This is a genomic window from Paenibacillus sp. NPDC057967 (assembly GCF_042887015.1).
Lineage (GTDB): Bacteria > Bacillota > Bacilli > Paenibacillales > Paenibacillaceae > Pristimantibacillus.
Genome location: NZ_JBHVQB010000014.1, coordinates 63,099 through 78,246, shown reverse-complemented (window position 1 = coordinate 78,246; position 15,148 = coordinate 63,099). Strand labels below are relative to the sequence as shown.

At 44.4% G+C, this 15,148-nt stretch carries 6 protein-coding genes; 4 read left to right on the top strand and 2 right to left on the bottom strand.

Translation table 11 applies throughout. The annotated features are described in order from the left end of the window. Positions 1–174 precede the first annotated feature (174 nt). The gene (locus tag ACFVSO_RS27580) at positions 175–669 is read left to right on the top strand and encodes a S1 domain-containing RNA-binding protein (RefSeq protein WP_387479946.1); all 495 of its coding nucleotides are present in this window, start codon (positions 175–177) and stop codon (positions 667–669) included. Positions 670–1,485: 816 nt separating this feature from the next. After that, positions 1,486–3,960, top strand: a complete 2,475-nt coding sequence (gene spoIIE / locus ACFVSO_RS27575; RefSeq protein WP_387479983.1) for a stage II sporulation protein E — start codon at positions 1,486–1,488, stop codon at positions 3,958–3,960. Between the two features lie 107 nt (positions 3,961–4,067). Here the strand turns inward: spoIIE and ACFVSO_RS27570 are convergent, their stop codons facing one another. Together ACFVSO_RS27570 and ACFVSO_RS27565 are read right to left on the bottom strand one after the other, a co-directional pair. Next, positions 4,068–5,156, bottom strand: a complete 1,089-nt coding sequence (locus tag ACFVSO_RS27570; RefSeq protein ID WP_387479945.1) for a hypothetical protein — start codon at positions 5,154–5,156, stop codon at positions 4,068–4,070. 11 nt (positions 5,157–5,167) lie between these two features. Then, entirely contained in the window at positions 5,168–6,643 is a 1,476-nt protein-coding gene (locus ACFVSO_RS27565; protein ID WP_387479944.1) for an MBOAT family O-acyltransferase, read from the bottom strand. A gap of 361 nt (positions 6,644–7,004) precedes the next feature. Here ACFVSO_RS27565 and ACFVSO_RS27560 point away from each other — a divergent pair, with 361 nt between their 5' ends. Further along, on the top strand, positions 7,005–10,214 hold the full coding sequence (locus tag ACFVSO_RS27560; RefSeq protein ID WP_387479943.1) for a glycoside hydrolase family 78 protein: 3,210 nt from the start codon (positions 7,005–7,007) through the stop codon (positions 10,212–10,214). Between the two features lie 12 nt (positions 10,215–10,226). Next, positions 10,227–14,714, top strand: a complete 4,488-nt coding sequence (locus ACFVSO_RS27555) for an RHS repeat-associated core domain-containing protein (RefSeq protein WP_387479942.1) — start codon at positions 10,227–10,229, stop codon at positions 14,712–14,714. Positions 14,715–15,148 lie beyond the last annotated feature (434 nt).

Here is a 15,148-nt window from a genome sequence, read left to right as displayed (position 1 = left end):
ATCACGATAGATACAAGACTTTATATGGCGGGGCTAGAGGATGTTTCAAATACGGAAATCGTGTTTAATATCGATTGAACCCGGCTTAATGACGAAATAAGTTTTGTTCGAATCAAGCTCGATATGTCGGGCAATGAATTATCACAAAACTTTGAGAGAGGAACATTTTATTTTATGGCAATTGAAGTGGGCGCCAAGTTAGAAGGAAAAGTGACGGGCATCACGCATTTTGGGGCATTTGTCGATTTATCGGGAGGTGTCACGGGTCTAGTTCACATTTCAGAGATTGCCGATAACTACGTCAAGGACGTGAAGGATCATCTGAAGATCGACGACGTCGTGAAGGTCAAAGTGATCAACGTTGATAAAGACGGAAAGATCGGACTCTCCATTAAGCAAGCCATTGACCGGCCAGAAGGCCATCAGCCACCACCGCAACGTGAGCGTGCCAGCTCAGGCGGACCTGGAGGCGGAGAACGATTCAACCGCGGAGGCCAAGACCGAGGCGGACGTCCCTTCAACAAGCAATCGTCTGGCAGACCGTCCTACGGCAAACCGTCATTCGAGGATAAAATGTCTCGCTTCTTGAAAGATAGTGAGGAGCGTATCTCTTCCCTGAAGAAGAATACGGAAGGCAAACGCGGCGGACGCGGTGCCAAGCGAGTATAAACCATTACGTTACTTACTACCCTATAGATCAAGCAGGACCTACGTGGTCCTGCTTTTTTTATTGCGCGGGGACGGGCTGCCCTCGGTTGGCATCTATACTCAATCATGGCACGATCCGCGCGGATCGTATGAATTGAAGGAGTAGAGCGAGTTGATTAAGTCGTTGTAATCGACTAAAAGCCGAACTGGGGGTATTAAGAGCGAGATAGATCGGTCGGGCCGACTTAAAAGTCACGCTAGCGGTGCTCGGAGTGAAATAAGTCGGCGAGACCGACCTAACAGCCGAGCTGATGGTACTTTGAGTGAAATAAGTCGGTACAACCGACTTAAATTCACAAACGCAGCCTTCGCACGACTAACTGTAGCCGACAAACTCGCCCTTCTAGTCCATTTGTTCCTCTTCGTACCCCAGATGCTGTCAGCAAGGGGCACAGAGCAAGGCAATTGCTCATTACCTGTCGAGTACGGCAGCACGGAAGTCGGTTTGAGCGATATTCCTATTTGAAACAAATACTTTTCTTCCATCCTCCGCTATTCCCGACAGGTTATCGCGTCCATTCGCCATCAAATTGGAAGCGCTATCTGTCTTTTTTGTTGACAGTGAACACGCTAGCGAACAGTACGTATCTCGGTCAAAGCCAGTAGGGGCGTGCGATTGACCCTGACGTGACAATGACTGCAAGTCCATGCAATTTTGTCGGAAAAAACTTTTGGGCGTATTACGATAAGTGACAAACTTCATAAGGACAGGCTCCTATAATTGGAAATACAATAAAACCGGATTGGTGGTGTCAAGTAGTGAAGAAGGAAAGCGTGATGGGAATCCCGGCGCTGAAGCGAGCGGGATGGTTTCAAACAACCGTACAGAGAGGGAAGGATATGCGTGCCGTCAAGGGGGCGGTGAGCATGCTTCTCGCCAAGAAGTGGACCATACTGCTTGTTGCTATCGGATTTTTGCTTGGACGAGCCGTCATCTTAGAGTCGTTAATGCCTTTTGCTGTCGCTTACTTTGCCGTCCTTTATTTTATGAGAAGGGATATTTATGGTTGGGTAGCCGTCTCGCTGGTAGCGGGAAGCTGGTTCGCGGTTGATCCTGCTCCGTTATGGATCGCGATGGAGATTGCCGTGCTGTTCCTGCTTATGAAGGGGCTGGAGGCGTACGAGAAGGCGGAGCTGTCTACCGCCCCTATTCTGGTCTTTTCCGCTACGCTTCTTGTACAGATGTTCAGCGTCTTCATAGGAGATACGCTCAGCTGGTACAGCTTTATGCTTGTGGTGGTGGAGGCGGCACTGGCGTTCGTGCTGACGCTGGTATTCATTCATGCGATACCAGTTCTCACAATGACCAAGAAATCCGCGGCACTCAAGCACGAAGAGATTATCTGTGTCATGATACTGCTTGCATCCGTCATGACGGGAGCCGTGGGATGGATCGTATACGGAATGTCGGCTGAGCATGTGATGTCGCGTTATTTGATTCTTCTCTTTGCAATGGCCGGTGGGGCGCCGCTTGGAGCTTCTGTTGGCGTCATTGGAGGATTGATTCTGAGCCTGGCGGATTTCAGCGCTCTAATTCAGATGAGTATGCTGGCTTTTGCGGGATTATTGGCGGGGCTGCTAAGAGATGGAGGCAAGATGGCAGCTGCGTTCGGCCTGCTGCTAGGCACATCCATTCTTTCTATATATATTGGCACGGGGGCGGATGTCATGAGTTCAACATGGGAGTCCGTTGCAGCCGCTACGCTGCTGTTATTGACCCCAAGGGGCGTCATTCGTACAATTGCCCGTTATGTGCCGGGAACGAACGAGCATGTGAAGTCGCAGCATGAGTATGCAAAGCGAGTACGGGAAGTAACGGCGGAGCGGGTATCCCAATTCTCCGATGTATTCCGTCAGTTGTCCCGCAGCTTTGGCCAATTGAATCAAAATGTAGCGGAGGTGAAGCGCGAGGAGGAGATCGGACATTTCATGAATGCGGTAGCGGAGCGCAGCTGCGCGAGCTGCCATCGGCAAAAGGCTTGCTGGGAGGACAAGTTCTTCCACACCTACAAAATGATGACCGATATGATGACGACCGTAGAGGAGAACCAGGTTCCGGGGACAAAGGAACAGCCGCGCACGTGGACATCCCATTGTGTGAAGTCATCTCAGGTGCTGACGGTTATGAAGCATCAATATGAGCTACATCAGAACAATAAGCATTGGAAGAAGCAGATTCTGGATTCCCGTCAATTGGTCGCAGACCAATTACTAGGTGTATCGCAGGTCATGGAGGACCTATCGAGAGAAATTAAGAGGGAGGGCCAGACGCTTCATTTGCAGGAAGAACAAATTAGAGAGGCGGTTGAGGGACTGGGGCTGTCCATACAAGGCGTAGATATTGTGAATTTAGAGGAGGGGAACGTCGAGATTGAGGTGTATCATTCGTTCGAAAGAGGCTTCGACGAATGCCGCAAAATTATCGCGCCGCTGCTCAGTGATATCCTTGGTGAGCATATCGCAGTGAAGATGGAAGTGCCGCCGGCCAAGCATGGCGAGCCGACGATGGTCACATTCGGTTCAGCGAAGCAATATGAGCTGGAGACAGGCGTGGCTGGAGCAGCCAAAGGCGGGGATCTGCTGTCGGGAGACAGCTTTAGCCTGGTGGAGCTTGGCAACGGGAAGTTTGCGGTTGCGATTAGCGACGGGATGGGCAATGGAGAGCGAGCACGCCAGGAGAGCAGCGCGGCTCTCTCGATCCTGCAGCAGCTGCTGCAATCCGGCATGGACGAGAAGCTGGCGGTGAAGTCGGTCAACTCGGTGCTGCTGCTCCGGTCTTCGGAGGAGATGTATGCTACGGTCGATTTGGCGATCATTGATCTCTATACAGCTCATACGACCTTTATGAAGATCGGTTCTACGCCTAGCTTTATCAAGCGCGGCAAAGAGGTCATTCCAGTAACCGCTAACAATTTGCCGATCGGCATTATTCAGGATATTGATGTCGATTTCGTCTCCATGCAGCTGCAGCCCGGCGATACGCTCGTCATGATGAGCGACGGCATCTATGATGCGCCCGGCCATGCGGTGAACAAGGAGATGTGGATGAAGCGCATCATTAGCGAGATGCAGACGGAGGACCCGCAGGAGATTGCGGATACGCTGCTGGAGACGGTCGTGCGTTACCACGAAGGCGACATAGTAGACGACATGACCGTGCTCGTAGCCCGTGTGGACAAGCATCTGCCGGAATGGGCGTCGTTCAGATGGCCGGGAGTAACGAGGATGGAGCGTCCTAGGACGGTGAGTTGATGGAGCCGAATGATAATTAGATGTGTATAGACTTAAATATAAGAAAGCCCGGCACATTTGCTGGGCTTTCTTGACGTAGAAGAGAACAAACCCAGGAAGTCAGATCCCTAATAATGAAGGATAAGCTCTTGCATATTGGCATCTTTCCCAGGCCAAGTCTTTCTGGAGTTTCTTATTGATTCAAGATGATTGTCCACGTTGCTAGGTGTGATTAGCACACCGAATCCATCTGGTACATAATCTGTTTTCAGATTGAGCATCCGATACAACATTAAATCTCCTGTATGTTTGGAGAAATGAGACAAGTCATCATAATACTCCTTCTGATACAGAGAGCTCATTGAGATGTCATGATATCCGGAAAAGTCCCATACGGGTGCAATCTCAACCAATCGGCGTTTCCATTCTTCATAAGCGGGCCAATGATCGAGCTGCCAATAGGTTTCCAGGAAAATCGCATGAACCGGACTAATATAAAGGATTAACTGAATACCATTTTGGTCACAAATGTTTTTCATTTGATTAACATACTCTAAACTATCCAAAGACAGTGTGTAATCAATAGTTATGGCATCCAGATAGGTGATGTTGCTTTCATAAGGAATGATATAGCTTTCATCAACGCTTCCATCATCCTTAAAGCGGCTTTTCGTATAGATGTCAGTCTGGTTTAAATTATCTCTCATGACATAGAAGCTGTCTTTAATGGCTTTCTCGGTTAGCAGGGTATTGAAATAATCTGGCACATATAGCGGTGAAAACAATCTCTTCTCATCAAAACTGGCATGTGTCTTAAAGGATTGATTGAAGGTCTCAAAATCAAGTCCAAGATAAACCGACTCTAATTGAGAGTCAGTTTTGATCGCATATTCGAGATAACGCAGCAGAATATAAGGGCTCCCGGATGATAAGCCCAAATTATAGGCAGTCTTTCCCGTCAACGACTCAATACGCGGTGGATTTAACCGCATAGCGCGTGAAGTACCTAGTACAAGAGCATCAGGCTGGGCTCTTTTGAAGTGGTTGGATTTGAACAGATAAGGATCCTTATTGCCTAATTTCTGATTGTTATAGCTTTTCAATGGGGTATGGTATATGCCGTATGGATCAACCAGAACATTGAACGAAGCTATAGCAATGAGAATGCATAGAATGCTAATTATGGAGGCCAAAGCCCACTGTTTATATGTTTTCATCGAGGGTCACCTTAGAAATTAAAGTATAGGAATTCGGATATGCGATTTAAATTCATAATAGTATAAATGAATATAAGGATAATATATAATGCGTTGATCAAGCTTGGCTTGAAGACAGCCGCCTTCTCCGAGGTGTTCTTGAAACATAGAATGAGTACAAAACCGATGATGATGTAAAATAGCGCTATTGCTTTATGTTCTAGCGGTGTTGCCTCAAACCGAATCTCCAGTTGTGTGAATGGCTGTAGAAGAGAGTCGAATTGAACGGGTAAGATGGCACCACTCAGGCCTAGCATCGCTTTAATCATAGTTAGAGCGTCGCTGATTGCAGAGATCTTGAAGAATACGAGAATGAAATTCACATATAGAAAAGTAATCCCCCAAGCGATTGCCTTAGGCAGCTTGATAGAGGTTTTTCTCCATAAGCGATAAATAATAATTCCTGCCCCAATCAACAAGCCCCAAATAATAAAATTCCAGCCTGCTCCATGCCAAATACCGCTGATTAAAAACAACAGAACCAACGACAGGCTCGTTATCCATTCTGTTTTGAGCCTTAGAGTTTTTGTCATAAATGCGCTTCTGGATAGTTTGCGGTTCACAGGCACATATACGTATTCATATAAGAAACGAGTTAACGTAATATGCCACCTAGACATCATTTCTTGAATATTGGTTGCTTTATAAGGAGAATTGAAGTTAATAGGAATCCTAATGTTAAATAACAGGCCTAAGCCTACGGCCATGTCCGAATAGCCGCTAAAGTCAAAGTACAACTGAAAGGTATAGGACAATGCCACAATCCAAGCATCGAAGAATGTAATGGTGTCCAAGACGCCCATGCCGCTTGCGACAGTCGTGGAAAATTGATCGGCAAGAATGACCTTCTTAAATAACCCGATTGAAAAAATGTATATGCCTAATGAGATGTTCTCATAGTTGATTCGATGGTTGGCTGGCTGCAGGAATTGAGGCATCATTTGGCGATGATGAACAATGGGTCCGGCAACAAGCTGGGGGAAAAATGTCACAAACAACGAGTAATTGATTAAACTTTGCTCCTTGACCTTGCCGTTGTAGCAGTCGATGATATAGCTGATTTGTTGAAAGGTATAGAAACTGATTGCCAGTGGTAGAGCTATATTCAAAAGAGTAAGATTGGCTGAAAATAGACTGTTTACATTAGATAAGATGAAATCAAGGTATTTGAAATACCCAAGCAAGCCTAAATTAAAGACAATGCCAGCAATTAATGCGGGTTTGGACTTATGAGAGTTCAGATATCTTCCGACCCTATAGTTGGCTACAATGGATATGAGTATTAGTGGCAGATACGCTGGGTTCCACCAACCGTAAAAAAACAACGAGCAAGTCACTAACCAGAGTTTGGAGAAGCGCTGTGTGGCTGACCAGGCATTGAGCACAAAGTAGCTTACGAATACAAAGGGCAGATATAGAAAGATGAAGTGGGGCGAGTTAAACAACATGTCCTTATGCTCCTGTAGGTAGATGCCCGGCAGTCCAGTAAACGAGTGACGTGATCTATCTGATTAATTGATGAACATAGCTATTATACGAAGCCAGATGATGTTTGATCAAGAAATTTATGTTAGAGTTTGTCGAACTATACGTTAAAACTCAGTCTCCGTTCTTATAGCCGGGGCTTTTTTTGTGGGGAAATTAGGACTTAAGAAATAGTTATATACGGACAGACGTTCTGTGAATATAATTAATCTTGTTGTCCAGAGATAGTGAAATTTTAAGAATGGAGGAATGATTTTTAAATCGTTTTGTCATATCAAGGAATACATAAAAAAATCATATGTTTATAACTAGGAGGAAAACGAGATGAATAGGCTCAAAAGTAGTTTTGTATTTATTCTCTGCTTCTGTCTAATCCTTGGAATTGGTGTTCCGGCATCAATCTCTGCAGAAGAAAAAGAGATCATTCAAGATCAAACGGAAATGGTTCAAGATACAGAGGAAGTTATCGATAATAATAGCCCCGTCTTGGAGGCAGCCCCCCCAGATGTTATAGAAAGCGCCAGCGAGTATGGGGAGACGGTTCTAGGAGAAGTTGTTGATCTAAGGACTTCTAACAGCAAGCATTACTTATTATCTGATAATACGTATATGGCAAGGGTAACATTTACTGATCAGCATTACTTGGACGAGAGCGGCACTTGGAGAAATATCGACACTAGCTTAACGGATGAAGCGGAAATTGACGTAAGTGATCCGCTCATTTCGTTGGAGACAGCCCAGACGTTAAAGTCGTCGTTTTCGGTAAACTCCCGGAAAAAAGCTGATACGTCTGAGTCGGATATGAGAGCACTGAAAGTTCCTTTTGATGTAAAGCTCCCTAAGCGTATCTCCAAGGGCTACACCATTGGAAAAGGCTCTGAATCACTAACCTTTATTCCGCTTGAGGCTTCAAATACAAAGGGAGAAGCTCTTGGCAACAAAATGCTATACAGCGATGTATGGATAAGCTCCGATGTAGAGCTAGAAGTTATTGAGAATGGTATTAAAGAGACGATTTACTTGAAGGATGAGCAAGCACCTACAACATTCCGTTTTCAGGTAGAGGGTGATCTTGCAAACTCTAAAACTTTTGAGCTGCAGCCTGCTTGGCTGGTTGATGCCAATGGCACGACTCGTGATGTGGAGCAGGTCATAAGCGAAGAGAATGGACAAACCTTTGTAGATTTGACGGCGGATGTATCGGAGTTGGTGTATCCGATTGCGATTGATCCGACTGTAAATATAGTTTCCAATCAAGTGACGTTCCAGAGTACAGTGGTAGATTCTCAACAAACACAAGATAACAGCAGTACTCAATTTCTAAAAGCAGGAAGGGATTTAAACGGTAAGGAGACAAGGTTTTTATTAAAATTCGACATTGAGTATCCTGGCATCATTCGTGAAGCCTTTCTAAATATGTATCAGGGTGGACGAAATGAAACCTTTCTTAATTTGGACTTCTTTAAAATAACTTCACTGTGGACAGCATCGGCTGTGACCAATTTTGCTAGTTTACCTTCAATAGCTGGTACTAGATTCTTTGATCGCCAAATTCCAACCGGCAGTTCCAATCAGTGGTATAGATTTGATATTTCCAGTGTAGTGAAAGACTGGTCAACAGGCGCAAGTCCAAACTATGGGTTTATGGGTAAACAGATGGGGACAGTTTCCAAGACCGAAACCGTATTTCATAATTTTAACTCACCTGATGTAGCACTTCGCGCTTTTCTGGATATTGTTTATACACAGCCGCCTAGTGCTCCTGAGGTATTATCGCCAAATGGCGGAGAAATATGGACTGGTCAACAGAATATTACCTGGAAGCCATCTACAGATGTCTATGACTTTATCGGTTTACCAAACAAGACCTATTATGCGGGAAATTCTCCTGCTACACAAATTGGTCAGACTTTTACAACAGGTACATTGGGAAGTGAGAAGCTGACAAAAGTAACTTTTAACATGTTATTTAATCAATCATCCAATAGAGAGTTGCCTGTTAGTCTATATCTAGTTAGCGGGGGTGTGCCAACAGGAACAGCCCTTTCAACAAAGAATGTAACGATAAATAACAAGGGGCAGTATACCGCTAGTTTTGATTATACACTGGCTTCTAATACTACTTATGCCATTATCTTTGGTTCACCAACAATGACACAATTTAATGTCGGTATGCAGACTACAACGAGTAATTACGCTGGAACCGCTGGATCGTTTGTCACTAGAAATGGAAGTGGGAGTTTCACAGAGAATTTGACAGAGGACTTAATGATTCAAATCGAAACAACCAAATCCAACCTCCGCTATCAAATTCAAGTTTCAACAGATGCTGGGGGAACTTGGACTGATGTAGTGGCGCTTACGGCTCCTGGGGTGACGTCGTACCAATATAATTTTACACCGATCAAGCAAACCTTTAATGCCAAAGTGCGTATTCGCTCGTACAACGGGCAGCTATATGGGGCATGGGATGAAAGTGACAATGTGTTCATTATTCACCAGCTTCCGAATCAGCCGACAGGATTGACACCGGGCAGTACAAATTCAGCTACGCCTATGCTGACTGCAAGCACGACCCCTGTTCTGAGCTGGACCTTCTCCGCTCCGAATACAGGAAGCTTCCAGTCCCAGTATCAGGTTCGTTTGTTCAGTGGTGCAACGGTTGTTCATGATAGCGGCTGGGTTCAATCCTCCAACACATCCTATACCGTTCCTTCAGGTCTGCTGACCAGAAAAAATACGTATAGCTGGCAAGTGAGGATTAAGGATAATGTCGGAACGGAATCCGTCTATTCGGCTCAGAGCTATATCAAGATTAACGGTCTGCCTGTTGTTAATGTGACTTCCTATACAAATGGAGCAACGCTGACAACCAATACGCCGCAATTTACATGGATCTATACGGATAGTGAAGGACAAGCCCAAACGGAATACCGCATCATGGGTTCCCAAGATAATTGGCAGACAGTTGGATATGACTCTGGTCCACTTACAGGCAATACGACGACTTTTACAACAACGCCGCTTGCGAACGGGGCCTGGAGCTTTAGAATACTAGCTAAAGACGGTATGGAATGGTCGGACCCGGGGGTTAGAAATCTGATTCTGCCGGCATCCTTCGAGCCTAATAATACATCTGCGCAGGCATTCGCGATTAACTATAACCAAAGCTATTCGACGGTAATAGATACAAGCGCGGACATTGATTTCTTCAAGTATGTCGCTGCTTCCAACGGAGTAGATACCTTTACGCTGAACGTGCCAGCTGGTAAAAACTACGATGTGCATGTATATGACAGCGGTATGAATCTGATTGCAGCAGGCATTCAGGGCGTTGGAGCTGTCGAGAATGTGCTCTATCAAGTAACCAAAGGAAACACCTATTACATTAAGGTATTTGGCGTGGATGGACATTTCAGCGCCACAGCAACGTATTCTTTCATTCTGAAGAAGCTGAATCTTCAATATGAGACGGTATATCAGTACGATGCGAACGGGAATATCGTGGGCAAAACAACTACCCAAAAGAATTAAGGAGGAAGCTTCTTGAAGATATCGGCCAAGCGGACGCTCATTATTCTGTTGCTTAGCGTCCTTCTATTCCCAGATCTATCAAATACCATTCAATATACGATTACTGCCGCGCAGGGAGTGGACTATCGTCATGTCAACACTAAGCCTGACGAGGCACCCTTCCGGGTGGAGTTGGGCAATGAGACAATCTCTACTCTATCCGGCAGCATTTCTTTGGGAGCCAGCGATCTGAGTCTGCCCGGGCGTAATGGTCTGGGTTTCACACTAAGTCGTGTATACGATAGCGGAAGCTCTCAGTTGTATCAGATGACGCGAGCAAGTACGACTAACGGAACGGATCAGTCTCAAGAGGAGAAAATGTTCCCGATTGGCACAGGCTGGAGCTGGGATATTTCCTACCTGGAAATTAACGAGGGCGGCAAATATCTTCACTTAGCGGGTGCAGGTGTATTCAAGATTAACAAAGATAATGAGTTTATGGGCTATCCGTGGAAGGACTATACCTTCGAAGAGAATAAGACAGTAACGGTGGGGGCTCTTACCTCTGCCTATGCAGTAAAGTCGGTTCATAAGATTAACCAATACTTCGATTCGCAGGGCAAGCTGATTCAAATTTCCGATTCCTACAACAATACCATTAAGTTTGAGTACTCGGGATGGAAGCTTATCTCCATTACTGATGCGATTGGTAATAAGATTAATATTACCTATGGCGAGGGTACTGTTGTATTAAGCACGGGCACCAAGACGGTTACCTATACGTTGGTTAAAACTAACGGCAAAGATCTGTTACAGAAGGTAACGGACCCAATCGGGCGTGAGATAGGATACGAATATAGCGTAAAGGAAGCAAAATTCAGCCTTGTTCATACGACGCCATCAGTATCCAATCCATATGCATTGCTAACGGGAATTACGTATCCGACTGGTGCAAAAAGTGTCATTGAATATGAAAGCACCCCAACAACTCGGTATATTGGCAAGACGATGGTTAACCAAGTGTATCGGGCAAAGTCGAGAGAGGATCAATTCGTTCAGCAGGGCGGGGCTATCTTCAAGGCGAATCGTAAAGATGTCACATACCCGCTCAGCGACATGGGATCGTCGTATGATACCGACTATAATTTCTCGGTAGCGATTAATGATGGTCTGTCAGTTACAACATACACGAATGAGAAGGACTACATTAACGAGGATTACTCACCGGTTTATTATAATAACAATCGTGCGAGCACTTCGGTACATAATGGAGTCACTTATACTTCACGTGTAGATTATGAATACGACCGAATTAGAAGATGGCCGGTGCCAATTAAGATTACCGAGACGACTTCCAATTCAGCAGTATCCGCTACTAAAGTAAGCAAGAACAGCATGCTGTACGACTCCTATGGCAATGTCGTGTCCTCCGTTGATCCTAACGGAAGAATCACCATTAATACGTATGATGAGAATTCACACTTGCTGGTGGGGGTTCAATCTCAAATTGATCCATCCCGCTATGTATATAATGAGATCGACAGAGACAGCGTTCATGGGCATATTTTGACCCAACGGGTTAGAGAAGGAAGCCCGACAGGAACTATACTGCAAGAAACCGTGAACAGTCAGTATGATTCATTCGGTAATGTTACTCAGCAGAAGCTGCTTCAAAGCTCAGGTGGCTACATTACGGTCAACACAGAGTTCAAAGCTACTGCACCATATAACGGAGCTTTCCCAACTAAAATAACGACTTCTGGTTATGATGTGGATCGCAAAGCGATAACGGTATCGGAGATACTGAATTTCCAGACGGTTGACGGGATACTAACCAGCTATACGGACGGGAAGGGCAATACGACATCCTATCAATACGATAATCTCAATCGGGCAACCAAGGTCATTAATCCCGACTCAAGTGCTCGTACAATTAACTATCGAGATAAACAGAACGAGATCGAAATGACGGATGAAATGGGTATCAAGATGTTGACAAGATGGAATCCGTTCGGATGGAAGATCGAGACGGGCATCATCGAGTACCATGTATTTAAGCCAAAAGCGAAGTTTCGTTATGATGCATTCGGCCGTGTGACACAAACGGAGGATGCAATAGGTAACCTGACAAGCTACACCTATGACCAGTGGAGCCGTCAGAATAAAATTGTAATGCCCGACAATACATCCACCAGAGTTGTGTATGATGATATTGGAAGCACCAAGACCACTATTGACAGTGTGGGCAATCAGTTGAAGGAATACTACGATATTGCGGGCAATGTGCTGAAGAAAGAAGAGGTCACAAGTACGGGCACCGCAACTATCCTAGGAACCTACACTTATGATTTGGCCGGAAATGTCTTGCTAGCGAAGGATAGTGCACAGAACACGTCGAAATATTCGTATGATGCACTAAGTAGACTAATGAGTGTTACCAACGCCTTAAATGAGATAACAGCCTATAAGTACAATATGCAAGGTAATATGATTCAATTAGTGTATCCAGACGGGAATAGCCTGCGCAAGGAATATGATGAATGGGGCCGACTCATTAAGTCCATCGATGCCAAGAATCAGATCGAAACGTTCTACTACGATGCCAGTAATAATATGATTGGCTCAGTGGATCGGAAAGGCAATCGATTTAAGTATTCCTTCAACAACCGCAACATGATGCTTTCATCCGAACTGGTTAATGCCCAAGGCAATCCGCTTCCGGTGAATGAGAAGGTTTCCTATCAGTATGACCTGGCAGGCAAACGTAAGCAGATGAGCGATGTAACCGGAACAACATCCTATACGTACAATCCGAACACAAGTCAACTAGTGGAAGTACAGTTCCCTGATGCCAAGACGATAAACTATGATTATGATGCCAATGGCAGCCGGATTGCAATGAAGGATCCTTTTGGGTTCAATACGTATTATCGCTACAATGCGAATAATCAGCTAGAGATGGTATCTTCTTCTCTGAATTTTACTCGCGATTATGTAGCCAAGTATCAGTACTACTCGAATGGTTTGTTAAAGCAAACTACGCAAGGCAACGGAGTCGTCGCAGAAGCAGCTTATAATGGACTCCGTATGCAGGGATTGCAGCAGAAGAAGAGCGATGGAAGCGTCATTAATGCGTATTCCTATAGGCATGATACGAATGGCAATATTAATTCACGTACAACGAACGGTAGTACAGATGTATTCCAATACGATTCGTTGAACCGGATATCAACCTCTTCCCAGTTTAATGAGAGCTACCAGTATGACAGTCGGGGCAACCGTAGCAATATGTCCTCCAACAATCCATTTGATAGCGCGGCGTCTGATCTGTCCTATGATACCCGCAATCGCCTCACTCAGGTGACGACTACAGATGGCAAGACCGTTTCTTATACGTATAATGGTGACGGTCAGTTGTGGGAGCGAAACGAGGGAGGCAAGACGACCCGTTATTATTGGGATGGTGACCAGATTATAGCGGAGGCTATGGTCACTGGTGGCACAGTTAAGTTCCACGCTCGTTACATCAGAGGTAAAGGGCTGGAAGCTAGGGAAGATGCTCAAGGTAAAGCCTATTACCTAAAGAATGGTCATGGTGATGTTGTAGAGTTAAGAGATTCGTCAGGTAACCTGAGACTGAATCAGTATGACTATGATATCTTCGGCAATATGACGGTTCAGAAAGAGCTCATTCCCCAGCCTTTTAAATATTCGGGTGAAATGACAGACTCAACAACTGAGTTGCAATATCTCCGGGCTAGATGGTATGACCCGTCTATAGGAAGGTTTGTTGGGGAGGATACGTATGAGGGGGATATTCTCAATCCATTGACGTTGAATCTCTATACGTATGTAATTAATAATCCTTTGAGTTATGTTGATCCGAGTGGAAATTATTGTGTGTCAGCTGACGGTAATTGGGCGCATGGAAATCCTTGTGAATCAACAACTAGTATCGAAATGGGTGATAATGATAAATATTATGGATCGCCTATTATCAAAAATGGTATTATTACAGGATATTTAGGTAAGAGTGGACCCTATGCACAAAAGGAATTTAATTATTGGGAGGAATTTGGTAAAGGGGTTATTACAGGATCGGCAGATGCTATTCTGGGTAAATATGTTTACACTCAATTAATGAGTACTAAGCATGAAGTGGTTAGTATATCAACCTTAGGTCTAGCCAATCAAATAGATCGGTATGTGTTTCCAAGTTCGTTTAATAAAACCATTGCAAATCTCTCTAAAACTGCAGGGTTAGTCTCTATAGGTATTACTGGTTTTGAGATTTATAATGATTTTCAAAATTACACTGGTAACGATAGGTATTGGGCAGCTACGTTAACAGTCGCTGGTACAGGTGCATCAATTGGCGGTACGGTATTGGTTACAGTAGGGTTAACTGCTGTAACTGGTGGGGGTTATCTAGTTGCTATTGCTGCGTTTGGGGCTGGAGTTGCAATTGGAGCTGGGATTAGTGCTGGAGTTGATTATTTGAAGAAAGAATTTTTGAAATAAAGGAGATACCATGAGTATTATTTATAATAATCTTCCCCTGCCCTTGTATTTAGTACTAACAACTATACTTCCTACATTTGGTTATTTTGTTTACTTGAAGAGCAAAAAACAAAGAAAATCTCTGTTCTTCAGTATGGGTTTTATGTGTATTTGTTTAATTGGATATTTGAGTGCATATATCCGAATTGTAGAGCATTATAATTGGCAAACAGACTTCTCAAACCATCTTCCTCCTGTGCTTATACTAATTATAGGACTCATGTTTTTATTTATTTCAATTGGTACTTATCAATTAAGTAAGAATAATAAGGAAATAAGACGGATAGTTGTAATTTGTATTACCACTCTGTTTATAATCTTAATATTTTTTATATCGTTCTTTATGCTAAAAGTAAGGTAGAGAAAGCCACATGTGAGTGCATTGAACTGTGATC

Excerpts from the sequence above, each read along its gene's own strand:
- ACFVSO_RS27580 (WP_387479946.1), top strand. The coding sequence starts at position 175 with ATGGCAATTGAAGTGGGCGCCAAGTTAGAAGGAAAAGTGACGGGCATC.
- spoIIE (WP_387479983.1), top strand. The coding sequence starts at position 1,486 with ATGGGAATCCCGGCGCTGAAGCGAGCGGGATGGTTTCAAACAACCGTA.
- ACFVSO_RS27570 (WP_387479945.1), bottom strand. The coding sequence starts at position 5,156 with ATGAAAACATATAAACAGTGGGCTTTGGCCTCCATAATTAGCATTCTA.
- ACFVSO_RS27565 (WP_387479944.1), bottom strand. The coding sequence starts at position 6,643 with ATGTTGTTTAACTCGCCCCACTTCATCTTTCTATATCTGCCCTTTGTA.
- ACFVSO_RS27560 (WP_387479943.1), top strand. The coding sequence starts at position 7,005 with ATGAATAGGCTCAAAAGTAGTTTTGTATTTATTCTCTGCTTCTGTCTA.